Here is a 23,605-nt window from a genome sequence, read left to right on the forward strand (position 1 = left end):
GGATGAGCCTGTCTGATTGGCGGTGAGACCGGCGATTGTAAGCGTTCGGGCGGTTTTTTCGCAGAGGTCGTGTTGCCGCGCAGACCATTGGCAGCGGGGAGGGCGCGGTTGCTGACCGCCGCCCTGATCACCGTGCCGATCGGTCATTGCTCGGGCGTGAGCCAAGTGTCGACAACTCGACGATCCAGTTCTTCCCAATACGCCATACCCAGCACCCGCGTGGTGTTGAGCCCGCGCAGGTAGCCGCGCAGCTGGTTGGCGGTGTCGGTGATGATCTGCGGGTCGGTCGCGTCTTTGTTCAGCAATACGCTTTCGTACTGAACCAGATACTCGGCCACGCGCTCGCGGAAATCGGGCAAAACGGCGTCTCGGATCAGGTCAAACGTTCTCAAGGCGAACTCCTCATTTCATGTTTTTCTCGTTGTGATTGAGTGTGTATCAGTCTGCACGTCGCGCAACTATTGCTAGAAGTAATAGTGACCATCACGAAACGCAAGTTCTGCTTTGTTGGCGATCGGCGGAAAATCACTCCCATCGAACACGCAGCTCAAGGAATTTGCGCGATGAACACACTGACCCGATTGGCTTTGGTCGCGTTGCTGACAGGCGGCGCACTGTTCACAGCCCCGACTTACGCAGCCGACGCCGGGTCGTGTCACTTCCAGACCATCACGGGCAGCAGCGCCACGTTGCAGCATTCGCAAACCGTGGGCGTGTTGCTCAGTGAGAACACGCTGGACAACCTGCAATACCTTGGGCGTTACCACGACATGGCGGTCAACGGTGCGAAAGGTGCGCTGGATTCGCGGATTCGAGAAGCCTTTGTCAGCAGTTCCGATCCGGAATTGGCCATCGACTGGCTGGTAAGTTCGCTGCAACAGCAGTTCTTGTCCGTGACCGTTTACGACAACCTTGATGCGTTGGTACAGGCGCATCCGGACATCGTGGTGAAACTCGACACCTTCAATCGTTTGCTGACGCAGCAAAACAGCCTGGTCGAAGCGCGTTTCACCGCACGTTTCTACGACGCCGACCTGCAATACATCGGCAAGGCTGAAGGCGCCGTCGAGAAACAGCTGCCTTCGGTGTGGGTGCATAACCAGGCGGCACCGGTCATTGCTGCACAAATCGACAGGCAGCGTGACTTGCAACTCAACGCCTTGAAGCAATTCGATGTGTCGCTCAAGGCGCTGGTGGCGTCGAGCTGATCACTTAAAACATAAATGGCGACGGCGGCTCCGTGAGGCTGAACCGTTGCCGGTTGAACCGAACCTTTATTTTCAGGATGACACCGATGCGTCTTTTCTTTGTGCCTGCTTTGGCCTTTGCTTCTTTGTTGCTCGCCGGTTGTGCTTCGGCGCCGAATAACCCGAGCCTTACTTTGCAGACCAGCAAGACGCCTGCGCAGTACGCCGATTGTGTTGTGCCGAAGTTGCAGGGCAGTGCGTTGAACCCGACGGTTTCGCAGACTCAGCGTAGTTACCGGATTGTGGTGCCGAGCAAGATTTCTGCTGACAACGTGCTTGAGGCGTACAAGGCGGGTAATGGCGGCAAGGTGTTTATTTATGAGCGGCATTTGTTGGCTTCGAATCTTTTGCCTTCGAGTTTTGAGCGGGCTGCGCAGGATTGCATCTGATTTTCGCTTTTGTATGGATTTGACTGAGCTCCTTTGGTTGGCCGCAACCAACCAATTTTTTGCCCCGCGCCTTTATGTGGCTGCGGGGCTTTTTTTTGTTTGGGCTTGGCGGCCTTTGGGCCGACCATGCTCGGGGTGTTCTTTGTGAATATCCGTTGCTGCGGTGATGGCTTATTACGGTTTCGCCCTTACGGCGACTCACTTTTTTTCAAACGCCAAAAAAAGTAAGCAAAAAACGCTTGCTCCTGCGTGCGGCCCGCTCGCTGGGGCTCGGGGTTCCTTCGCTGCGGGATCGATCCGGGCGCAGCGTCTCCGGTTTGCTTCGCTGCACCTACTCCCGCTGTGTTTGGCTGCGCCAAACGGTCGCTGCGCTCCCACGCCCGGATCAATCCCTCCACTCAGCCTTCCGACGTCGCCCGTGGATCAAGATCAAGAGCAGGCGAGCTGATACTCGGCCTATTGAGTGGTGAAGGGCGCGGGTGTTCGGCTTTTGATTTGCGTTGTTGCTGCCCTTCATCGGAACGCCGCCCGCCCAGCCCTCTCCCGAGGGAGAGGGAGCCGATTTGTGGGCTTTTCAAAATCTGAGTTCAACGCGGTATCGCACGTCGGCGTAACTCTCCCAAACACCACCGTCAGTCCCCTCTCCCTTTGGGAGAGGGCTAGGGTGAGGGGCTTTTGATCTGGGCTATGCAGCAGGTTGCTGTAACATGCGGCGACTTCACTTATGCGAGCAGCGGAAATGGATTCTCACTCGATATTGACCTTCACTCTGGTCGCCGCAATTGCCATCGCCAGCCCCGGGCCGGCGACTTTGATGGCGATCAATAACAGTCTCGCGCATGGGCAGCGCAGCACGATCTGGTCTTCGCTGGGCAATGCCAGTGGTTTGTTCTGTCTGTCGGCTGCGGCGATGTTGGGGCTGGGGGCGTTGTTGGCCAGTTCGGAAATTCTGTTCAATGCGGTAAAAATCATCGGGGCCGGGTATCTGTTCTACCTCGGGGTCAAGCAGCTGTTCAAGAAGGGCCCGATGCTGCCGGAGGGTGTCGAGGGGGAGGCGAGCATGGTGCGGCCGACTCGCGGCAAGTTGTACAAGTCGGCGTTCCTGACGGCGGTGACCAATCCCAAGGCGACGATGTTTTTTACCGCATTGTTTCCGCAGTTCATTGATCAGGGCGCCGCGCTGTTGCCGCAGTTTCTGATCCTGACTTCGATCTTCATGGCGTTGTCGGTGTCGTCACTGAGCGTGTACGCCGCGTTGGCTTCCCGCGCCAAGGGCGTGCTGACCCGGCCGGCGTTGTCCCGTTGGGTCAGTCGTGTGGTCGGTTCAACGTTTATCGGTTTTGGCGCAGCGATTCTGACGATGCGTCGGCAGGCGGCTTAAACCCATTTGAACCGGGCCGGGAATCTCGCCACGAAGCAGGTTCCCAACTCGGCGCTTGAGGTCACGCTCAAGGTGCCGTTGTGCGCCGTCGCTATCTGCGACGCGATATAAAGTCCCAACCCCAAACCCTCGCAACGCTGCCCGGCTTCGGCGCGGGAAAACGGTTCGAACAGCAGTGGCATCAGCTGCGCTGAAATCGGCGTGCCCTGATTGGTCAGGGAAATCACGATCTCGTCGTTTTCTGCACAAGCATTGAGGACGATCGGTGTGCTGTTCGAGCCGTGGGTAACCGCATTGCCCAGCAGATTGGAAAGCAATTGGCTGATCCGTAGCGCATCGCAATAGACGCCTGCCGGCACATCCAGTTCATGAATGAATTTCGCCTGCGGATGGGACGCCTGAACCTCGGCAAGGGTCAATTGCAGGGTGTGCTGCAAGTCGTCCACCAGCTTGCGCTGCACCGGAATCCCGCCGCCCAGGCGTCCTCGGGCAAAGTCAAGGATGTTTTCGATCAGCACGCCCATGCGCACCGAGCTATTGCGGATCGCCGCAATCAGGTTGAGCGAGCGCTTGTCTTCGGTTTTGCTTTGCAGCAGGTCGGCGCTCATGCGCACGGCGCTCAGTGGTGTGCGCAAGTCGTGGCCGAGTACGGCGATGAATTGCTCGCGCAGGCGCCCGAGTTCATTGGCGTTGTCCAGCTCGATTTGGGTCGCTTCCAGATGGCGTTGCGTGTCCAGGTTCATGGCGATCAATTGAGCGAACAAGGTCAGTGTTTTGGTAATAGCCGGTTCGTCGATATTGGCCGGGACCGAGTCGATAGCGCACAGAGTGCCGAAGAAGTCGCCATTGGCTTTGACGATGGGAATGGAGATGTAGCTTTCCAGGCCATAGGTTTTCGGCGTGTGGTGCAGCGAAAAGACCGGGTGCGCACTGGCGTGCCCGAAAATCACCGGTTGTTGATGCTGGCGGATCTCGTGGCAGATAGTCGATTCAAGTACCAGCTCGCCACCGGGTTTGAGCCCGAAATCAATAGAATCATCGACGGCGCACGCCACCCAGTTGCTTTCGGTGACCCGCGCTACCGCAGCGAAACGCATGCCCGTGAGGTGCTTGACCATGCTCAGGATGACCGGAACAGCTTCAATGCTGCGGATCGCGTCGATGTCGGGGGTAAAGGCCGGATTGGTCATAGCGCGATGCTTCGTGAAGAGTTCGCTCAGAGACTAACGGTTATTACTGCTCATGACTAATCCAGCGGCCAGAAAGTACAAGGGCGCCGTGGATGTCCCAGGCGCCCTTGTTTATTGCTGCTGATCAGAACGTCAGTGACTCAGAACTTGTATTTGGCGGTCAGCATGTAGCTGCGCGGGTTGCCATAGTTGTCGTTGGAACCCCACGTGACATTGGAGCCGATGGCGGAGTAGTAGACGCGGTCAAAGATATTGTTCGCGTTAACCTGAAGATCCAGGTGTTTGTTGACCTCGTACCCGGCCATCAGATCAGTGACGGCGTAGCCACCCTGTTCGAGGCGGTAGCTGCCGTTATTGGCCAGGGCGACATCGTTGTACATGCGGCTCTGCCAGTAAACGTTGCCACCCACGCGCAGGTGTTGCAGCGGACCCTGGAAGCGGTACACGGTGGAGACCTTGAACAGATGCTCAGGCGTGTCGGTATCGAAACGCTGATTGTTGTTCGCCGGGTTCTCGTCCTTGATGTAGTGCGCGCGGGTGTAGGTGTAGCCGGCGCCGACCTGCCAGTTTTCGGTCAGCGCGCCTTGCAGTTCCATGTCCACGCCTTGGCTACGTACCTTGCCCGATGACCCGTAGCAGGTCAGGACCGGGCAGCCGAACTGAGTGTCGGCCTGGGTGGCGCGGCCGGTCTGGTCCATCTGGAACACCGCCAGACTGGCGTTGAGGGCGCCGTTGAAGTACTCGCCCTTGATGCCCACCTCGTAGTTTTCGCCGACGATCGGCTCGAGCACCTTGCCGCCGAGGTCCTTCTGGGTTTGCGGGGTGAAGATGTCGGTATAGCTGGCGTACACCGAGTGATGGTCGTCGAGTTTGTAGATCAGACCGGCATAGCGAGTGACGTTACGAGTGACCTTGTAATCGCCATCGCCGGAGCGGTCATCGTAGTCGTACCAGTCGAGACGGCCGCCGAGGATCAGCGTCAGCGGATCGGCCAGGCTCAGGCGGGTGGTCAGGTACACCGCGTCCTGGGTGGTGACGTTGCGGGTTTTGCCGTCACGCACGAAATCAGGCTTGGGCGCGCCAATCGGCCAGGCCGTGGTGTACGGATCGTATTCCTTGGTGGTCGCGTCATATACGCGGTTGCTGGCGCCGACCACCAGTTCGTGGCTGCGGCCGAACGCTTCGAACGGGCCGCTGGCAAACACGTCGAGCGAGTGTTGCTTGTCGGTGTGATGGGATTGATAAGCGGTGGTTTCCAGCGGGCCCGCGTAACGCGACAGGTAAGTCCCGGAGAACTCGCCGTCGAGGGTCGAGGACGAGCCGGCGACGTGCAGTTTCCAGTCATTGTCGAAGCGATGCTCGACTTCACCGAACACGGTGTCGATTTGCAGCTTGCGGTTTTCCCAGTCGGTACCCGGGTAGGTGGAGCGGGGCAGATCGAGGTGATGGCCGTTGGTGCCAATCGGCAGGCCGCCCCAGAAATAGTTGGTTTGCTCATTCTGCCGCGAGAAGCCGAGGGTCGCGGTGGTGCTGTCGCTCAGGTCGGCTTCACCGATGGCGTAGAACAAACCATGATCGTTTTCTTCCTTGTCGCGGAAGCTGTCGGCGCCCTGGTAGGAACTGACCACGCGGCCACGCAGGGTGCCACTTTCGTTCAACGGGCTGGAGGCGTCGATCTCGCCACGGTAGTCATCCCAACTGCCGGCGGCGCCAGTGAGGGTGACGCGTTGATCGGCGGTCGGACGTTTGCGCACCAGGTTGATCGCCGCCGAAGGGTTGCCGGCGCCGGTGACCAGGCCAGTCGCACCGCGGACGATTTCGACGCGATCGAACATCGCCAGGTTCGGTTGCACCGCCATCGAAAAGGGCGAGTAGGAACTCGGCAAGCCGTCGTACATGATGGTGTCGATGTCGAAACCGCGTGAACTGTACGTCTGCCGCCCTGGACCGCTGGCCTGACTGAGGAACAGTCCCGGCGTGCCTTGCACCACATCGTTGATGCTGGTCATGTTCTGGTCGTCCATGCGCTGACGGGTGATCACCGTCACCGCCTGAGGCGTTTCGCGCATGGTCAGCGACAGCTTGGTCGCCGTCCGCATCGGGCCAGTGGTGTAAGACTGGGTGTCCTCGGTGGTGCTGCTCATCTGCGTGGCGCCGATTTCCGTCGCATCCAGTTCCAGCGTGGTCGGCGCGGTTTTTTCAGGCGTGGCGGGCGTTGTCTCGTCGGCCAGTGCCGGTGCGATGCTGGCCATGCAGATGGCGAGCGCCAACAGGTTAGGTGAACGGTTTGAACGGCGGTGAATGGTGCGAAACGACATCAATCTGCTTCCCCAAATGATACGAAAACGAATCCAGTGCGAGTGCGTGTAGGAATTATTCGCATTAGTGTGTCAGATCATTCCGGGTGAAGAAAGCCGTACGGCTTAGTTAGTTAACGAATTTTTCACAATTGGCTGACCGCTCTGTGGCGCGGGTTGGCGCAGAGTCGTGGTTTTTTGGGGGGCAAATGAGATGTAGCAGACCGGTCACAAAGGTCGGTGACCGGCGCTGCTGAGGGGCGTGCTCAGTGGGTGAATATGACGAACAGGGTTGTCAGTTTAAATCGCTGGCGTCGTGTCGCTCGGGCACTTGAGTCGCTTCATCGCCCCACGTGCGATTGACGCGTTGCCCACGAATGACTGCCGGCCGTTTGGCGATGTCTTCGGCCCAGCGCTGCACATGCGTGTATTCGTGCGCCGCGAGAAACTCGGCGGCGGAATAAACGTTGTTGCGCACCAGTTGCCCGTACCACGGCCAGACCGCGATGTCGGCGATGGTGTAGCTGTCGCCGGCCAAGTAGGCGCTTTCGGCCAGGCGCCGATCGAGCACATCCAGTTGGCGCTTGGCTTCCATGGTGAAGCGGTTGATCGGATACTCCATCTTTTCCGGCGCATAGGCATAGAAATGCCCGAAACCACCGCCCAGGTACGGCGCGGCGCCCATTTGCCAGAACAGCCAATTCAAGGTTTCGGTGCGGCCAGCCGGGTCTTTCGGCAGGAAGGCGCCGAACTTTTCGGCCAGATACAGCAGGATCGAACCGGATTCGAACACACGAATCGGCGGCTCAACGCTCCGGTCCAGCAGCGCCGGGATTTTCGAGTTGGGGTTGATCTCGACAAAACCGCTGGAGAACTGATCACCTTCGCCAATGCGAATCAGCCAGGCATCGTATTCGGCAGCGCTGTGTCCCAGCGCTAGCAGCTCTTCCAGCAGAATCGTGACTTTGACGCCGTTGGGCGTGGCCAGCGAGTAGAGCTGCAGCGGATGTTTGCCGACTGGCAGCGTCTTGTCATGGGTGGGGCCGGCAATCGGTCGATTGATACTGGCGAACTGTCCTCCTGACGGGGCTTCGTTTTTCCAGACCTGGGGCGGAACATACGGCGCTTTGCTCATCTAAGGGGCCTCTTCGTTGGCAAGTGGAAAAAATACCTCGCTGATAAGAGACAGGACACCACAGAACTCGCTGTGTAATCCAGAGGTCGCCAGGCCAAATGTCCCCTGCATTCAAGACTGGCCAATCCCCGGAATCAATAAACATGCGGCAAGGCCAATCAGGGCGGTGCCAATCACCCGGTCAATGACTCGCTGTTTTTCCAGCATGCGGCGGCGCAATCCCTCTGTGGAGAAGAACAACGCGACCAGACTGAACCACAGCCAGTGGGCCAGCGACATAAACAATCCGTACGCGAAGTTAATGGCGAGCGAGCTACCGGCCTGAACAAACTGGCTGTATGCCGCGACGACAAACAGCATGGTTTTCGGATTCAGTGCATTGGTCAGAAAACCGCTGCGAAACACCGCCCAGGCTGAGGGGGCCGAGCCGCCAGCGTCCGCAAACGTCATCACCGAGGTATTGGTAAAAGATTTGATGCCCAGATAAACCAGGTATCCGCCGCCCAGCAGTTTCATCGCCATAAACAACAAGGGCGACTGCGTGATGATCACGGCCACGCCAAACACTGTGTAGAGCACATGAACCTGCACGCCACAGGCGATGCCCAGCGCCGCCATCAAGCCACTGCGTCGCCCGAACGCGTAACTGTTGCGGGTGACCATGGCAAAGTCCGGGCCAGGGCTGATCACCGCCAACATCGTGATGGCGATCATCAGAAACAACTCATTCATCAACATTCTCCATTCATTATTTGCGCTACGTTAACTCACAGATGTCGCGCTGCATGACGCGACCAGGATCGTGATCAGTACGGCGTTTGGCGCGAATGATGAAGAATTTTCGTCTGCAGAAAAAACGATTTATAGTCGCGTAAATCTGTGAGAAATCGTCGTCTATATGAACTTGCCTCCATTGGCTGCCTTTCGTTTTTTCAACACCGCCGCGCAGACCCAGAGTTTCGTCAAAGCCGCGCAACAGTTGCACGTCACTCACGGCGCGGTGAGCCGTCAGGTGCGTTTGCTGGAGGAGGCGATCGGGGTCGAGTTGTTTGAACGGCGCAACCGGGCGATCTTTCTCAATCAGGCCGGTCGCCTGTTGTTCGAGGTCACTCGACCGATGTTCGAGCAGTTGGAAGGGGTGGTTTATCGTTTGCAGCAAGAGCGCCATGACGATGTGCTGGTGGTGTCTTGCGAGCCGACCATCGCCATGAAATGGCTGATCCCGCGTCTGCCCGACTTTCACCGCAGCCACCCGCACATTCAGGTGCAACTGCTGACTGCCGGAGGGCCGATCGACTTCGCCCGTTCAGGTGCTGACCTGGCGATCCGCCGAGACGATTTTCACTGGGATGAATCGGTTCATGCCGTGACGATTTGCCAGGAGTGGATAGGCCCGGTTTGCCTGCCCTCGAAAAAGCCCGAGTCCGCTGATTTGCGCGGCGCCTGCCTGTTACGCAGCAAAACGCGTCCGCTGGCATGGGACAACTGGCTGCGGCTTGTCGGCCAAGGCGTACCGGACGGCAGTCGCGTCGACTACGAACATTTCTATCTGTGCATCCAAGCGGCATTGGCCGGCCAGGGCATCGGCATGGCGTCTTTTCTGATGGTGCAAAGTGAGCTGGAGTCCGGGCAATTGATCGCACCGTTCGGTTTTACGCAGGACGGATCGACTTACTGCCTGCTATCGCCACGGCCGTTCGAAAACTGCGCCAACAGCACCGCCTTCCGAGTGTGGCTGACTGAAGCGATGAGTGTGTGCCGTTCTCATCGCTGACCTCCTGAACAGAGCTGCTGCAACGAACCTGTTAACGCCTGGCGCACAATCAGCTCAACTCAGCGCTGCGGCCATTGATCCTTGATTTCAAACCACGGCGCCTTCGACGTCACTTCGACGTGTTGCTGTTTTTCGCTGGTGAACGTTGTGTCCAGCGTGCCCAGCGCGACCGAAATCCATTCCCTGTGCTCACCCTCATCACGCGCCCAGAACAGTGACGAGCCGCAGTGCGAGCAGAACTGGCGCTGTACCGCTTCAGAAGAACGGTAAGACTTGACTTGATCGGCCCCCGCCAGCAATTCCAGATTCTGGCGCAGCACGCTGCCATAGCTGGCAAATGCCGCACCATGGCTTTTGCGGCACTGGCTGCAGTGGCAGTGCGAAAGTGCTTTGGGCCGTGAGCGAATCTGGTATTTCACCGTACCGCACAGGCAACTGCCCCGGAAGGTTTGAGGGGAGGGCGTGAGCATTATTATTGGGAGTCCTTAAAAGTGATGGCGTGTTTCAGGCTGTCGGGTGACTGCGCCAGAAACCCGGTAATCAGGGAAATCACTTGCTGCTGAATCACCGCGCGTGGACGGCCACCCTCGCCATCGGTGCAGATGATGCTGTCGCCCGGTACGTCTTTGTCGAGTATGGCCACGGCGCCAGGTTTGCAAATCGCCATAAAGGTGAAATGGCTGGCGTCGCTGATCTCGACGAAGCGCGATGAGGTTTTCGGCAGGCGTTTGGCGAGGTCGACGGATTCCAGTTGCGCGGGCAGTTCTTTCGACGGTACGCCGGCGGCGATCACCAGGATCGGTACGGGGTAGGTCGCCAGGCTTGCATCGGTCATCCCGCGTGACAGGCCCAGGTCCAGTGACACCACGGCAGTGATGCGCTTGTCACGCCAATCGGCGGCGAGCTGAGATTTCGATTGCGCCGTGCTTTCAGTGTTCATCTGTTGATACGCCGTGCAACTGATCAATTGCGTTTGGACTTTGCAGTCGTCAGCAAAGCGCTTGGGGTCGAAGCGCGCGCCGCCGCTTTCCAGCACCGTCCAGCCACCGAGAGAATGGCCGATAACGGCAATTCGATCCTTGGCCACCGTACCGAATTTACCCGGTTGCGCCGTTACCGCATCAATGGCACGGCTGAGGTCAACGGGGCGTTGCCACAGTTGCGCTGCTGCTTGCGGGCTGCGATCGCGGCTGGTAGTGCCGGGATGGTTGACCGCGGCGACGATGTAACCCTGATGGGCCAGCGCACTGGCCAGCCACGTCTGGTTGATCCAGCTGCCGCCGTTGCCGTGGGAAATCACCACCAATGGATGCTCACCCTTGGCGGCTGGGGCGTCGAGCACGGCAGGGGCGCCGACGAAGACCGGGTTGTCACCGAACAATTGGGGCGTCGCATCCGTGGTCGCACTCGGGTACCAGACGACCATTTCCAGCGGGCGCTCGTTGCGCGGGTCGGCCAGCGTGGCGTACTGGAAACCGACGGGTCGGGTATCAGCGAATACGTGGCTGCTCAAGCAGATCAGTAGCAAGGCGCCGAGAGACTTTTTCATTGTTGTTATCTTCCGTGATGGGCCGAATGGGCGAGGTGAACTTTGCCCGATTTCGCGCGCTTCAGCGAGCCTCTTTGATCCCTGCGTCTTAAACATTTTCCATCGGCCAGCGCGTGGCCAGATGCGCTGTCAGATAGTCCAGAAAGGCTTTGACCTTCGGCGTCATCGCCGCGCGTTCCTGTACGCAGGCGTAGATGTCCATCGGCTCGACAGCGGAGTGGGTGGCGTCGCTGTGTTCAAACAGCGGCACCAATTGCCCGCTCGCCAGATAAGGTGCCGCGACAAACTCCGCCAGCCGGGTGACCCCGGCGCCGTGGACCGCCATTTGCGCCAATGCATCGATGTCATCACTGACGGCGGTGGCATTGATCGGGGCATCGAAACGCCGGCCGTCGCGAGTAAAACTCCAGCGCAGAAAACGCCCGTCCAAGGGATAACGAAAGGCCAGGCAAGCGTGGTTTTGCAGGTCGTCTGGTGATTGCGGGCGACCGGCGCGTTGTAGATAGGCCGGCGCGGCGCACATGACGAAGGGCAGTGAAACGATCTTGCGCGCGACGATGCCGTCCTCCAGTTGCGGTTTGATCCGCAGGCTCAGATCGATGCCGTCCTGGATGTGGTTGATCTTGCCATTGGTGGTCGAGAGTTCGATGAGCAGACGCGGATGCCGAGCAGCGAAACCGGCGATCAGCGAGGCCAGCACATGGCGGCCGAACGCAGACGTCGACGCGATACTCAAGCGGCCCTGCAACTCGGTTTCATCGCTGCTGATCGAGCTTTGCGCGGCTTCCAGGTCCGCCGCAATACGGCGAACTTTCTCGTAGTAAACCGCGCCGTTTTCGGTCAGCGCCATGCTGCGCGTGGTGCGCTGCAACAGGCGCACGCCGAGATGCGCCTCCAGCCGATTGATCGTCTGGCTCACCGCCGCCGCGCTCACGCCCAAGGTCTTGGCGGCGCCGACAATCGAGCCGGCTTCAACCACTTTGATAAAGCTGGCAATCGCCGCTAACAGATTCATCCATGTCCCGCTGAGGGTTTATTCGTAAGTTCTGCTTTATAAAGTACCTGCGGTTGAGCGTCTAGTTGCAGCCGGAGGGCTTTGCTAACGTGCGGTCTCCCTGTCAATGGATGGAAACGCCTTATGAATCAACCAACAAATTCCGAAGCCATGATCCTTGGCCGTCGAAAGCTGTCGCCGCGCGCCACGCCTTATGTGTTTGCGTTGTACATGGCGACGATCATGGCGTTTCTGATGTCGCTGGTGATCACTGCCGCCAACTCCGGCATTGATAATGATTACCTGGGTAATGCCTTGCACGCCTACAAGCTGGCGATGCCTGCGGCGTTCCTGTGCATCCTCATCGTGCGGCCGATCGTGATCAAACTGGTCGCGTGGACAGTGCATCCGCATTGTTGAAACCGCCACGTCAGCAGTGATTGTTCTGACGTCTTCGCGAGCAGGCTCGCCCCACATTGGAACTCAATTCCGGGTGGCAGCGAGCCTGCTCGCGAATGGCCTCACCGCCAACCTGTAGGTCTTGTGGGGTCTCAGAAAAATTCATCGAGCAACTGATAAAAGGCGATCCGCTGCTGATCCGGCTCCACGCCATACACCTCGAAAAACAAGGGCAGCCACTGCTCGCCGAGGTTGTCCGTGATGCTGTGCGCAGCCAACGCCAAATCCTGATAACGATCGGCAACGCCCAGGCGTCCGCAGTCGACAAACCCGCTGAAACGACCATTGGCAGCGAGCAGGTTGGGCAGGCACGCATCGCCATGAGTCACCACCAGATCCTCGTGCGCCGGGCGTGTGGCGAGCAACTGCTCGAACACTTCCTCGGCGGATTGTCCGAGGCGCGAGTCGTCGAAGTCTTCTTCATCGATCAGCCCGGCGAGCAGGTGTTCGCGGGCCCGTGTGATCTTCTGCTCCAGGCAATGATCGAACGGGCAACTGTCGATCGCGACCGCATGCAGTGCGCGCAACGCCTGGGCTGCGAGCGTGACGATCTGCTGCGGCGAGAGGTGCTCGCTGCTGGCCAGATCGCGACCGGCCACGGCGGTCATCAACAGCCAGTTGTGTTGCGCTTGTGTGGTGGTGTCGAGCACTCGCGGCGCCGGCAAATCCTGAGTCGTCATCCAGCGTAACCGCTGCACTTCACCGGGCAACTCGCCCCAGGTCATCACCTGTTCGGTTTTGACGAATTGCGGCGCAGCCCCGGCAGGCGTGATCCGCCATACATCAGCGCGCGATTCGCCAATGGTCTGCTGTTCAATGGCCGCACCGGCAAATTGGCTGCGCCATGCTGCTGGGAAATCCATGTCTTTTGTCCTTGTCATTATCGATGTGCGCATTGTGCCGCTCTGGCGGTTTTGTTCGCAAACAAGGATCGGCGCGCAGAAATCCATCGAAACTTCGCCAACGCCCCGAGTGTCCAGACCCTTACACCTCCCGGCGGATGTGCTGCCGGGACAGCTCCATGCAGCGGAGAAAGACGAGGATCGAGATGACGATGACAGTGGGGGATTTTCTGGTCGAGCGGCTCAGCCAATGGGGCGTTACGCGGATTTTTGGTTACCCGGGTGACGGCATCAACGGCGTGTTCGGCGCGCTCAGTCGGGCCAAGGGAAAAATCGAATTCGTCCAGGCGCGCCATGAAGAGATGGCTGCGTTCATGGCCTCGGCACACGCCAAGTTCACCGGTGAGCTGGGCGTGTGCATTGCCACTTCCGGCCCAGGCGCCTCGCACCTGATCACCGGCCTTTACGATGCGCGCATGGACCACATGCCAGTGTTGGCCATTGTCGGCCAGCAGGCACGCACGGCGCTGGGCAGTCACTACCAGCAAGAGCTGGATCTGGTGTCGATGTTCAAGGATGTCGCCGGGGCCTTTGTGCAGCAGGCGTCGGCGCCTTCGCAGGTGCGGCATCTGCTCGACCGGGCCGTGCGCACGGCCGTGGGCGAACGCCGGGTAACCGCGCTGATTCTGCCTAACGATTTGCAGGAGCTGAAATACGAAGCACCGGCACGCGCCCATGGCACCGCGCATTCCGGGGTGGGTTACACGAAACCCAAAGTGTTGCCGTATGACGTGGATCTGCAGCGTGCCGCTGACGTTTTGAACGCGGGCGAGAAGGTCGCGATTCTGGTTGGCGCGGGGGCTTTGCAGGCGACCGATCAGGTCATCGCGGTGGCCGAAAAACTCGGCGCGGGCGTCGCCAAGGCTCTTTTAGGCAAGGCCGCGTTACCCGACGATCTGCCTTGGGTCACCGGCAGCATCGGCCTGCTCGGCACCGAGCCAAGCTACAAGCTGATGAGCGAATGCGACACTTTGCTGATGATCGGTTCGGGTTTTCCCTACGCGGAGTTTCTGCCCAAGGAAGGTCTGGCGCGGGGCGTGCAAATCGATTTGCAGCCCGACATGCTCAGCCTGCGCTACCCGATGGAGGTCAATCTGGTTGGCGACTCGGCGGAAACACTCGCGGCGTTGTTGCCGCTGCTTGAGCAGAAAACCTCTGGCAAGTGGCGCAAGAAAGTCGAAGGCTGGCGCGGCAGCTGGGAGAAAACCCTGGAAAAACGCGCGATGGCCAAGGCTGACCCGGTCAACCCGCAAAGGGTGGTGTATGAATTGTCACCGCGCCTGCCCGATCAGGCAATCATCACCAGCGACTCCGGCTCGTGCGCCAACTGGTTTGCCCGTGATCTGAAGATTCGCCGTGGCATGCAGTGTTCATTGTCCGGTGGGCTGGCGTCCATGGGCGCCGCTGTGCCTTACGCGATTGCCGCCAAGTTCGCCTATCCCGAACGTGCAGTCATCGCGCTGGTGGGCGATGGCGCGATGCAGATGAACAACATGGCCGAGCTGATTACCGTCGCCAAATACTGGCGACAGTGGGCGAGCCCGAAATGGATCTGCGCGGTGTTCAACAACGAGGACCTTAATCAGGTCACGTGGGAACAGCGGGTGATGGAGGGCGATCCGAAATTCGAAGCTTCGCAAAGCATCCCCGATGTGCCTTACCACTTGTTCGCCATCTCCATTGGCCTGAAGGGCATTTTTGTCGATCGCGAAGAAGACGTCGCCGCTGCCTGGGAGCAGGCACTGGCCTCGGAGGTGCCGGTGTTGATCGAGTTCAAGACTGATCCGAATGTGCCGCCGCTGCCACCGCACATCAAACTTGAGCAGGCGAAGAAATTCGCCACGACGCTGCTCAAGGGCGATCCGGATGAGGCCGGGGTGATCCTGCAAACCGCCAAGCAGGTGCTCGGCTCGGTGTTGCCCGGAAAAAAGTAACCGGTTAATCGACAGGCAACTGTTGATCGTTCCCACGCTCTGCGTGGGAACGCCTCTAGGGACGCTCTGCGTCCAGTGACGCGTGGCGTCACGGGCAACATTCCCACGCGGAGCGTGGGAACGATCACCGATCGAGTGGGCACGACAAGAGGTAAGTTGATGATTTTCGTGGGCTGTGCAGGTTGGAGTCTGGGGCGCGAGCATTGGCCGGCATTTCCGGTGGAAGGCACGCATTTGCAGCGCTACGCCGCACGCCTCAATTGCGTGGAAATCAACAGTTCGTTCTACCGCCCGCATCGTCGGCAAACCTACGAGCGCTGGGCCGATGGCGTACCGGAGGACTTTCGCTTTTCGGTGAAAATGCCCAAACACATCACCCATGAATTACGCCTGGCGGGATGTGAGGCAGCGCTGGACAAGTTTTTGGCTGAGTGCGGCGGGTTGGGCGAGCGCCTCGGTTGCTTGCTTGTGCAATTGCCGCCATCACTGGCGTTCGACGCCACCATCGCCGAAGCCTTTTTTAAGATACTGCGTCAGCGCTTCTGCGGCCCTGTGGTGCTCGAGCCACGGCATGAATCGTGGATCATCGCTGAGCCGATGTTGATGACTTGGCAGATCGCCCAAACAACCGTCGATCCCTCGCGCATCAGCAATGATGCTGCGCCCAGTGGCTGGGCCGGAACCCGGTATTGGCGCCTGCACGGCTCACCGCGCATTTACCACAGCGCCTACGATTCAACTTATCTGCTAGACCTCGCACAAGCTCTGCAATCAGCGGCCGCAGCAGGTGCTGCGACCTGGTGCATATTCGACAACACCGCCAGCGGCGCAGCGCTGGGCAACGCCTTGACGCTGGCCACACCGACGGCCGATTGGGAGCAGGAATGTGTGGCCGTGAAACTCAACCTGGCGAAGAAGCCCTCACCCTAGCCCTCTCCCAGAGGGAGAGGGGACTGACCGAGGTGTTTGTGCAAGTAACGCCGACTTGAAATACCGAGTTGAACGCAAGATTTGAAAAGCGCACAAATCGACTCCCTTTCCCCCTCGCCCTTGGGGGAGAGGGGACTGACCGAGGTGTTTGTGCAAGTAACGCCGACTTGAAATACCGAGTTGAACGCAAGATTTGAAAAGCGCACAAATCGACTCCCTTTCCCCCTCGCCCTTGGGGGAGAGGGGACTTACCGAGGTGTTCATGCAAATGACGCCGACTTGAAATACCGAGTTGAACGCAAGATTTGAAAAGCGCACAAATCGGCTCCCTTTCCCCCTCGCCCTTGGGGGAGAGGGGACTTACCGAGGTGTTTGTGCAAGTAACGCCGACTTGAAATACCGAGTTGAACGCAAGATTTGAAAAGCCCACAAATCGGCTCCCTTTCCCCCTCGCCCCTTGGGGGAGAGGGCTGGGGTGAGGGGGGAGATCGAACAGACTGTCGCGATCGCCTGCAAAACCACTAATTACCATCGGCCACTTTGCGCTCTATCTCATCGATCTTGCGCTGCAGCGTCTCGGCGTCCTGCTCCTTCACTCTCGTGGACGAGGGCGTGATGACCTTATCCACGGCTTCGGTGTCATCGTCCCGGTCTTCAAGATCGCGCTCGACCACATTCACCGGTTTGCCAGACGTGTCGGTTGGCGGGGCTTTGGGGGGGTTCTCGTCGTTGTTCATGTTGGTGACCTCCAGGGGTGTAAACATTGGAGGCAGGCAGTGCGGCAGGCGTTCGATATTTTTGCCGGGTAGTGCCGAATGGCGCCCTCCCGCGATGGAGAGGGCGCGCTGACGGTTTTCAGTCTTTGAGAATGTCGCGATCCTTGGTTTCCGGCAGGAAGAACGTACCGAGTATCGCCGTCATCACCGCAATCACGATCGGGTACCACAAGCCGTAATAGATGTCCCCGGTCGCGGCGACCATGGCAAACGCCACGGTCGGCAGGAAGCCACCGAACCAGCCATTGCCGATGTGATACGGCAGCGACATCGAGGTGTAGCGAATGCGGGTCGGGAACAGCTCGACCAGCCACGCCGCAATTGGGCCGTAGACCATGGTCACGTAGATCACCAGCACGGTGAGCAGGAGCAGCACCATCGGGTAATTGGTTTTCGCCGGATCGGCTTTCTCCGGATAACCGGCCTCCTTGAGTGCGCTGCCGAGGGTCGCGGTGAACGCATCGTTGCGAGCCTTGAAGTCGGTGGCCGGCAGAGCGCTGCCTTCAAAACTTTCGACCACTTTGTCGCCGATGCGCACTTGCGCGACGGTGCCGGGTTCGGCGATCACGTTCTCATACGGTATCGCGCGTTTTGCCAGCAGGGTTTTGGCCAGGTCGCAGGAACTGGTGAATTTGGCCTTGCCCACCGGGTCGAACTGGAACGAGCATTGATCGGGGTTGGCGATCACTTTGACCGGGTTCTTCTCCTGAGCGATGAACACGTCGGGGTTACCGTACTGGGTCAGCGCGTGGAAGATCGGGAAGTAGGTCATCGCCGCCAGCATGCAGCCGACCATGATGATCGGCTTGCGCCCGATGCGGTCGGAGAGGCTGCCGAAAATCACGAAGAACGGCGTGCCAATCAGCAGTGAGCCGGCGATCAACAGGTTGGCGGTTTGCGGGTCGATCTTCAGCGTCTGCAACAGAAAGAACAACGCGTAAAACTGTCCGGTGTACCAGACCACTGCTTGCCCGGCAGTACCGCCGAGCAGCGACATGATCACTACTTTGAGATTGTCCCAGCGCGCGAAGGACTCGGTCAGCGGCGCCTTCGACGCCTTGCCTTCAGCCTTCATTTTCTGGAACACCGGCGACTCGCTCAGTTGCAGGCGGATGTACACCGAGACGATCAACAGCAGGATCGACAGCAGGAACGGAATCCGCCAGCCCCACGCCTCGAAGGCTTCAGTGCCCAGCGCGGTGCGGCAGGCGAGGATCACCAGCAACGACAGAAACAGCCCAAGCGTCGCAGTGGTTTGAATCCACGAGGTGAAGAACCCGCGTTTGTTGCGCGGCGCGTGCTCGGCCACGTAAGTCGCGGCGCCGCCATACTCGCCACCCAGCGCCAGACCCTGCAGCAGGCGCAGGGTAATCAGGATGACCGGGGCAGCGACACCGATGGTCGCGTAGCCGGGCAAAATACCGACGATCGCTGTCGACACACCCATGATGACAATGGTGATGAGGAAGGTGTGTTTGCGCCCGATCATGTCGCCGAGCCGGCCGAACACAATCGCCCCGAACGGCCGCACCGCGAAGCCCGCGGCAAAGGCGAGCAGGGCAAAAATGAACGCGGTGGTTTCGTTGACGCCGGCGAAGAAGTGCTTGGCGATGATCGCCGCCAGTGAGCCGTAGAGATAAAAGTCGTACCACTCGAAAACCGTACCGAGGGACGAGGCGAAGATAACCTTGCGCTCCTCTTTGGTGATGCCGCCGCTGCGCGGTGGGCTGCCGGTGGATGCTGTGTCGATTGTGGCCATGGGTGTTCTCCGTCGTGCTTATTGTTGAAGGCCGGAGTCCCCCGTTACTGCTTATCGCACTCTGGCCTTGTGGCAAATACCGCCATTGCTTTCGCGTGAAACTTGCACAGTCTGACCGCCTCGCATGGCTGCAAGGTTTCCTGAAGCATAATCAGCTTTTGCCAGATATCCACCCGCCGGCCCGCGCATCACGCCTTGACCCAACGCTGACGACTCCACGCACTCAGCCAGTCGACCACAAACACCAGCACCAGCATCGCCAGAATCACCGTGCTCGCTTGCGCTTCCTGAAACAGGCTGAGGCTCACATAGAGCATCTGCCCAAGCCCGCCGGCGCCGACAAAACCCAGTACGCTGGCCATGCGGATGTTGTTTTCCCAGCGATACAGAATGTAGGCGAGCAACTGCGGCGCCAGGTTCGGCAGTGTGCCGTAGCAGAACGCAAGAATCGGATTGCCACCCTGCAAACGAATGGCTTCGGCCGGTTGCGGCGGCGTATTTTCCAGTGCCTCGGCGAACAAGCGGCCGAGCACGCCGGTGGTGTGCAGGGCGAGGGCGAGGGTGCCGGCGTTCGGGCCGAGGCCGGCGGCAAGCACCATCAGTGCGGCCCAGACCAGTTCCGGAATCGCCCGCAAGGCATTGAGCAACAGGCGCGAGGCACTTTGCAGCGGCCAGCCAAAGCGCCCGGCGGCGGGCAGGGCGAGAACGATGCCGAACACCGCCGCGAGTAGCGTGCCGAGGGCCGACATGGCCAATGTTTCCAGCGAACCATGGAAGATTGCCTTGAGGTAATCCGCACTCAAATCCGGGCTGAGAAAACGCTGCACATACGCGCCCATCTGCTTGAGACTGGTGGCGCTGCCCAGTTCACCGAGATCCAGGCCCAGATAAGCGAACGAGGCAATCACTGCCAGCGCGATGCCGGCGATCAGCAGCAGGTTGATCAGGCGATTCATGTCAGCCTCCAGCGCAACAAGCGGCTGAGTTGATCGGCGGCCAGCACCAGAATCAGAAAGCACAGCAGAATACTGGCGACTTCACCGCCGGCGAACATGCGGATCGACAGGTCGATCTGCTGACCCAAACCTCCGGCGCCGACAAAGCCCATCACCACTGACGCACGGATCGCGCATTCCCAGCGATAGACCGTGTAGGAAAGCAGTTCCGACGCGACATTGGGTAACGTGCCGTAAGCAAATGCCGCCAGTCGGCCGCTGCCGGCCTGCAACAACGCGTGCGCCGGGCGCTGGTCGGTGGATTCGAAAATCTCCGCGTAGACCTTGCCGAGCATGCCGCTGTAGGTGATGGCGATGGCCAGCACACCGGCTGCCGGCCCCAACCCTACGGCGCGCACAAACAGCAGCGCCCAGACGATTTCCGGCACGCTGCGCAGGAAAATCAACAGTCCGCGCACCGGCCAGCGCAACAGACGCCCCAGTCGGCTTGGCACTCCACCGCGTGAAGCGGCGGACAGCGACAGCGCGCGGCTGGCGATCAGGCCTGCCGGTATCGCCAACACCAACGCCAAGGCCATGCCAGCAGTGGCGATGGCCAGGGTCTGCAGGGTGGCTTTGAGCAGTAACTGCAGAAATGCTTGGTCGTGCGCCGGTGGCCAGAACTGCGCAACAAAACGGCCCATCTCATTCTGGCTGTCGGGCAGCAGTACACCCAGATTCAGTTCGCTGAGCTGGACGCCCGGCCACAGCAAGGCAATCGCCAGCAACGTCAGCAGCAGCCGTGGCCACGCCGCGGGATCGCGTGAATCGGCTTTCAGCATCGTGGAATCTGCACAGTCAAAGGCGCCACCGCAGCGGACGGCGATTGCAGTTTTTCGTTGGCGTAAAGCGTATCGAGCATCTCGGGGCTGACTTGATCGGAGGAGCAGTCGAACAGAATCTGCCCGTCGCGCAGACCTATGATCCGTGGGAAGTGCGACAGCGCCAGATCCACCGCATGCAGGCTGGCCACCAGGGTGACGTTGTGTTCGCGGGCATGGCGCGAGAGAATCGACAAGGTGTGCCCAGCCATGACCGGGTCCATTGCTGACACCGGTTCATCAGCCAGCAGAATCTCCGGCGCCTGATACAACACCCGGGCAATCCCGACGCGTTGCAACTGGCCGCCAGACAATTGCTGACAATGCGCGAACAACTTGTCACCCAGATCCAACCGCGCCAACGCCGCGCGCGCCCCGGCCACATCAAGTGGATGCAACAGGTTCAGAAGACTTTTGCCCAGACTCCATTGGCCGAGCTTGCCGGCCAGCACCGCTGTGACCACGCGCTGACGTGGCGGCAACGGTGGCGCCTGATGCACCAGACCAATCCGCGCGCGCAGGCGCTGACGCTGGCGGGCCGACAAGTGCCAGGCACGCTCGCCGAGCACTTCGATCTCGCCGCTGCTGGGCCGTATTGCGGTGGCCAGCAGGTTGAGCAAACTCGATTTTCCGGCCCCGGACGGGCCAATGATGGCGACCTGTTCGCCAACGCCAATCTGCAAATCGACACCGCGCAGGGCGTCGACTCCATTGGCGTGGCGCAGGCGGCCCTGGTTGAGGCTCAGGGTCATTTCAGCAATTCGGCGGCGCGGGCGGCTTCCTCGATGCCCTTGTAGTTCTCGGGCTTGGTGTCGATGAAACGGCTGGCGGCCTGCAGATCAAGAATCTTTTTCTGCTCCGGGTTGGCCGGGTCCAGATCGAGGAAGGCTTTCTTGATCTTCGCCGCCAGCGCCGGATCGAGGGTGCCGCGCACGGTCCAGTTGTAATCGAAGTAGGTCGGGGTGGTGGCGAAGACTTTGACCTTGTTGGTGTCGACCTTGCCGGCATCCACCAGTTTTTGCCAGACGCTGGCGTTCAGTACACCGGCGTCGACCTTGCCGGCCTGCACCCAGGCTACGGTGGCATCGTGCGCGCCGGAGTAGGCGACACGGCTGAAATACGCTTCAGGCTTGATGTTGTCGTTTTTCAGCATGAAGTAACGCGGCATCAGACTGCCGGAAGTGGACGATACCGAACCGAAGGCGAAGGTCTTGCCCTTCAAGTCGGCGAGGCTCTTCACGTTCGGGTCAGCAGTGATGAATTTGCTGGTGAACTGCGCATCCTGTTCGCGTTGTACCAGCGGAATCACCGGCGTCGTTGCATCAGTCTTCAAACGCGCCTGCACAAAGGTAAAACCGCCGAGCCAGGCCATGTCGAGGCGATCAGTCGCGAGGGCTTCAACCACTGCCGGGTAATCGGCCACCGGCACGAACTGCACCTTCATGCCCAGTTGCTGCTCCAGATAGGCACCCAGCGGCTCGAATTTGCGCAGCAGTTCGGTCGGCGCTTCATCGGGAATCGCGCTGACGCGCAAAACGTCGGCGGCGTGGGTCACAAGGGCAGAAAAGGACAGCGCCAGGCCGGCGGTCAGTGCCAGGGTTCGTTTGAGCATGGGAATCTCCGTTTCGTGAGCGTCAAAAGGGCTGAAGTGGCGACGTGAGGCGCAAACTCAGGGTAGACGAAACGGCGAGGTTATACGCACTCAAGGCATCAAAGACCAGCATCAACAGATGTGGATTTGTAAGCCGACCAACCCTTGAAGGCGAGCGTTGATCGTATTGTTCGCCGGGGCGCGGGCGATGCCGGACGCGACGAGTTCACTTCGCTTGTTGAATTCTTGCCTGAGTGTCCTGATCGATGAGGGCGCGCAGTGCAGCGAAAACCGGTGCGGCACTGGTGTGCTTTTTGCCGTAGGTCAGATTGAAGCGGTAGTCGAAGTCCGCCGGGTTCTGGCCCTGAGTGTGTTGCAACAGGGTTTCCAGCTTATCCAGTGCCTTGACCGCTTTGGCTTCGGTTGACCGGGCATGTTCGTAGTCGTCCCACAACGCAAGAATCTCGTTTCTCAGCGCCTCATCAAGCGAGCGGGTGAGCAGCAGAAGGTCATTACGCTCCTGCTCAGCCTTGTCGGGGAACGCGGCCTGATCGACTGCCGGGATGTCGCCGTTGATCGCTTCGCCCAAGTCGTGAATCACGCACATCTTCAGCATTTTCAGCAGGTCGAGTCCGACCAGTTCATCGGCGAAAACCATCGCCATCAGGCACAGGCGCCAACTGTGTTCGGCGGTGCTTTCGGTGCGGCCGCTTGAGGTGTGTGCGCTTCGGAGAACGTCCTTGAGTTTTTCCGCTTCACGCAGAAATTCGAGGCGTCCGCTGATTTTTTCGAGGTCCATGAACTTGCCCGATGGTGGAACCGAGAGGCAAGCCTAGAACTGATGTGGGTGAGCGTCCACGCATAAAATATGCGTTCAGAGCGTCTCGACCAGCCGCGCCGCCGTGCCGTCGGACAACGGAATACGGGTCCAGCGGCACAGGCTCTGGCGGATCGGTACCAGGTCGGAGTCATTGCTGCCGGTGACAAACTCCAGCGCCGGCGGTGCCTGCAATTCGCGCCAGCCCAGTGTGTCGAGCGCCAGTTCGTTGCTGGCGATTTCTGGCGTCACGAAACGCCACAACGATTGCCCGAGCAATTGGCTCAACGGGCTGGCGAACTGCGCGGCACGTGCCGGGGAGCAGGCCAGCAAGCGGTGGGTGAGGTCACAGACCAGATGCACCGGTCGCGTGCTTTCGCGCACCAGACGGGCGAGAGCCTGATCGGCTGCCGTGTCGAGACGCGCGGCCAGCAATTGCTCAAGCTGTAGATGCGCAGCCGGATCCAGCGCCAGCACGCCACTTTCCCAACGGGAAATAGTCGATTGGGTGACGTTGAACATCTGCGCGGCATGGCTTTGCTTGACGCGATGCAACAAGCGCCAACGACGCAGGGCGATGCCGGGGAGGGCAGGTTTGAGCAATGAAACTGACATGATGGATGTCGGAAAAATCTAAAGGGCCGCCAGTCTGAAGACTGCCGACC

General features: G+C 59.7%; 24 protein-coding genes. 7 read left to right on the forward strand and 17 right to left on the reverse strand.

Features of this window, described 5'->3' with window-relative positions:
- Positions 1-143: 143 nt before the first annotated feature.
- Positions 144-392, reverse strand: coding sequence for a hypothetical protein (locus CKW38_RS04600; protein WP_095111980.1), 249 nt, complete (start codon positions 390-392; stop codon positions 144-146).
- 171 nt (positions 393-563) lie between these two features.
- Here CKW38_RS04600 and CKW38_RS04605 point away from each other — a divergent pair, with 171 nt between their 5' ends.
- The 3 genes from CKW38_RS04605 to CKW38_RS04615 all read left to right on the forward strand — a co-directional run bounded on the left by CKW38_RS04605 (position 564) and on the right by CKW38_RS04615 (position 3,017).
- Positions 564-1,208 (forward strand): ATPase, encoded by a 645-nt coding sequence (locus CKW38_RS04605; RefSeq protein ID WP_095111981.1) that lies wholly within the window; start codon positions 564-566, stop codon positions 1,206-1,208.
- Positions 1,209-1,294: 86 nt separating this feature from the next.
- Entirely contained in the window at positions 1,295-1,636 is a 342-nt protein-coding gene (locus tag CKW38_RS04610; protein WP_095111982.1) for a hypothetical protein, read from the forward strand.
- A gap of 739 nt (positions 1,637-2,375) precedes the next feature.
- Positions 2,376-3,017 carry a LysE family translocator gene (locus CKW38_RS04615; protein WP_007913084.1) on the forward strand — a complete coding sequence of 214 codons (642 nt, stop codon included), beginning with the start codon at positions 2,376-2,378 and terminating at the stop codon, positions 3,015-3,017.
- On the opposite strand, the gene CKW38_RS04620 is transcribed toward CKW38_RS04615, so the two are convergent.
- From CKW38_RS04620 to CKW38_RS04635, 4 genes are all read right to left on the reverse strand, one after another.
- Entirely contained in the window at positions 3,014-4,207 is a 1,194-nt protein-coding gene (locus tag CKW38_RS04620) for a GAF domain-containing sensor histidine kinase (protein ID WP_095111983.1), read from the reverse strand. The two genes, CKW38_RS04615 and CKW38_RS04620, sit on opposite strands and share 4 nt — an antisense overlap.
- Positions 4,208-4,347: 140 nt before the next feature.
- Positions 4,348-6,525: a TonB-dependent siderophore receptor gene (locus CKW38_RS04625; RefSeq protein ID WP_095111984.1), complete on the reverse strand. Its 2,178-nt coding sequence runs from the start codon at positions 6,523-6,525 to the stop codon at positions 4,348-4,350.
- A gap of 274 nt (positions 6,526-6,799) precedes the next feature.
- Complete coding sequence (gene yghU / locus CKW38_RS04630) at positions 6,800-7,639, reverse strand: glutathione-dependent disulfide-bond oxidoreductase (RefSeq protein ID WP_007913089.1); 840 nt, start codon at positions 7,637-7,639, stop codon at positions 6,800-6,802.
- A 111-nt stretch (positions 7,640-7,750) separates the two neighbouring features.
- Entirely contained in the window at positions 7,751-8,371 is a 621-nt protein-coding gene (locus CKW38_RS04635; protein WP_007913092.1) for a LysE family translocator, read from the reverse strand.
- A gap of 166 nt (positions 8,372-8,537) precedes the next feature.
- Here CKW38_RS04635 and CKW38_RS04640 point away from each other — a divergent pair, with 166 nt between their 5' ends.
- Positions 8,538-9,413 carry a LysR substrate-binding domain-containing protein gene (locus tag CKW38_RS04640; protein ID WP_095111985.1) on the forward strand — a complete coding sequence of 292 codons (876 nt, stop codon included), beginning with the start codon at positions 8,538-8,540 and terminating at the stop codon, positions 9,411-9,413.
- Positions 9,414-9,472: 59 nt separating this feature from the next.
- Here the strand turns inward: CKW38_RS04640 and CKW38_RS04645 are convergent, their stop codons facing one another.
- The 3 genes from CKW38_RS04645 to CKW38_RS04655 all read right to left on the reverse strand — a co-directional run bounded on the left by CKW38_RS04645 (position 9,473) and on the right by CKW38_RS04655 (position 11,977).
- Positions 9,473-9,883 (reverse strand): GFA family protein, encoded by a 411-nt coding sequence (locus CKW38_RS04645; protein WP_007913096.1) that lies wholly within the window; start codon positions 9,881-9,883, stop codon positions 9,473-9,475.
- Between the two features lie 2 nt (positions 9,884-9,885).
- On the reverse strand, positions 9,886-10,962 hold the full coding sequence (locus tag CKW38_RS04650) for an alpha/beta fold hydrolase (protein ID WP_095111986.1): 1,077 nt from the start codon (positions 10,960-10,962) through the stop codon (positions 9,886-9,888).
- An 88-nt stretch (positions 10,963-11,050) separates the two neighbouring features.
- The gene (locus CKW38_RS04655; RefSeq protein WP_095111987.1) at positions 11,051-11,977 is read right to left on the reverse strand and encodes a LysR family transcriptional regulator; all 927 of its coding nucleotides are present in this window, start codon (positions 11,975-11,977) and stop codon (positions 11,051-11,053) included.
- Between the two features lie 123 nt (positions 11,978-12,100).
- Here CKW38_RS04655 and CKW38_RS04660 point away from each other — a divergent pair, with 123 nt between their 5' ends.
- The gene (locus CKW38_RS04660; protein ID WP_007913109.1) at positions 12,101-12,376 is read left to right on the forward strand and encodes a DUF2798 domain-containing protein; all 276 of its coding nucleotides are present in this window, start codon (positions 12,101-12,103) and stop codon (positions 12,374-12,376) included.
- A gap of 131 nt (positions 12,377-12,507) precedes the next feature.
- Here the strand turns inward: CKW38_RS04660 and CKW38_RS04665 are convergent, their stop codons facing one another.
- Entirely contained in the window at positions 12,508-13,278 is a 771-nt protein-coding gene (locus CKW38_RS04665; RefSeq protein ID WP_095111988.1) for an APH(3')-II family aminoglycoside O-phosphotransferase, read from the reverse strand.
- 185 nt (positions 13,279-13,463) lie between these two features.
- Between CKW38_RS04665 and CKW38_RS04670 the strand changes: the two genes are divergently transcribed.
- Both CKW38_RS04670 and CKW38_RS04675 read left to right on the forward strand, forming a co-directional pair.
- On the forward strand, positions 13,464-15,251 hold the full coding sequence (locus tag CKW38_RS04670; RefSeq protein ID WP_095111989.1) for a thiamine pyrophosphate-requiring protein: 1,788 nt from the start codon (positions 13,464-13,466) through the stop codon (positions 15,249-15,251).
- Between the two features lie 159 nt (positions 15,252-15,410).
- Positions 15,411-16,181: a DUF72 domain-containing protein gene (locus tag CKW38_RS04675; protein ID WP_095111990.1), complete on the forward strand. Its 771-nt coding sequence runs from the start codon at positions 15,411-15,413 to the stop codon at positions 16,179-16,181.
- Positions 16,182-16,702: 521 nt separating this feature from the next.
- Here CKW38_RS04675 and CKW38_RS04680 read toward each other — a convergent pair.
- From CKW38_RS04680 to CKW38_RS04715, 8 genes are all read right to left on the reverse strand, one after another.
- Positions 16,703-16,918: a hypothetical protein gene (locus CKW38_RS04680; protein ID WP_095111991.1), complete on the reverse strand. Its 216-nt coding sequence runs from the start codon at positions 16,916-16,918 to the stop codon at positions 16,703-16,705.
- A gap of 118 nt (positions 16,919-17,036) precedes the next feature.
- Complete coding sequence (locus tag CKW38_RS04685) at positions 17,037-18,716, reverse strand: MFS transporter (protein WP_095111992.1); 1,680 nt, start codon at positions 18,714-18,716, stop codon at positions 17,037-17,039.
- Between the two features lie 188 nt (positions 18,717-18,904).
- A complete protein-coding gene (phnE, locus tag CKW38_RS04690) occupies positions 18,905-19,672 on the reverse strand; it encodes a phosphonate ABC transporter, permease protein PhnE (RefSeq protein ID WP_007919110.1) in 768 nt (255 codons plus the stop codon).
- The gene (locus CKW38_RS04695; protein WP_007919103.1) at positions 19,669-20,493 is read right to left on the reverse strand and encodes an ABC transporter permease; all 825 of its coding nucleotides are present in this window, start codon (positions 20,491-20,493) and stop codon (positions 19,669-19,671) included. The genes phnE and CKW38_RS04695 overlap by 4 nt, the downstream gene beginning before the upstream one ends.
- Positions 20,487-21,284 carry a phosphonate ABC transporter ATP-binding protein gene (locus tag CKW38_RS04700; protein WP_095111993.1) on the reverse strand — a complete coding sequence of 266 codons (798 nt, stop codon included), beginning with the start codon at positions 21,282-21,284 and terminating at the stop codon, positions 20,487-20,489. The genes CKW38_RS04695 and CKW38_RS04700 overlap by 7 nt, the downstream gene beginning before the upstream one ends.
- Positions 21,281-22,144 carry a putative selenate ABC transporter substrate-binding protein gene (locus CKW38_RS04705; RefSeq protein ID WP_095111994.1) on the reverse strand — a complete coding sequence of 288 codons (864 nt, stop codon included), beginning with the start codon at positions 22,142-22,144 and terminating at the stop codon, positions 21,281-21,283. The genes CKW38_RS04700 and CKW38_RS04705 overlap by 4 nt, the downstream gene beginning before the upstream one ends.
- 205 nt (positions 22,145-22,349) lie before the next feature.
- Positions 22,350-22,922, reverse strand: coding sequence for an HD domain-containing protein (locus CKW38_RS04710; RefSeq protein ID WP_095111995.1), 573 nt, complete (start codon positions 22,920-22,922; stop codon positions 22,350-22,352).
- Positions 22,923-22,997: 75 nt separating this feature from the next.
- The gene (locus CKW38_RS04715; RefSeq protein WP_095111996.1) at positions 22,998-23,555 is read right to left on the reverse strand and encodes a helix-turn-helix transcriptional regulator; all 558 of its coding nucleotides are present in this window, start codon (positions 23,553-23,555) and stop codon (positions 22,998-23,000) included.
- Positions 23,556-23,605: the final 50 nt, after the last annotated feature.

Source organism: Pseudomonas sp. Irchel 3H7 (assembly GCF_900187605.1).
GTDB lineage: Bacteria > Pseudomonadota > Gammaproteobacteria > Pseudomonadales > Pseudomonadaceae > Aquipseudomonas.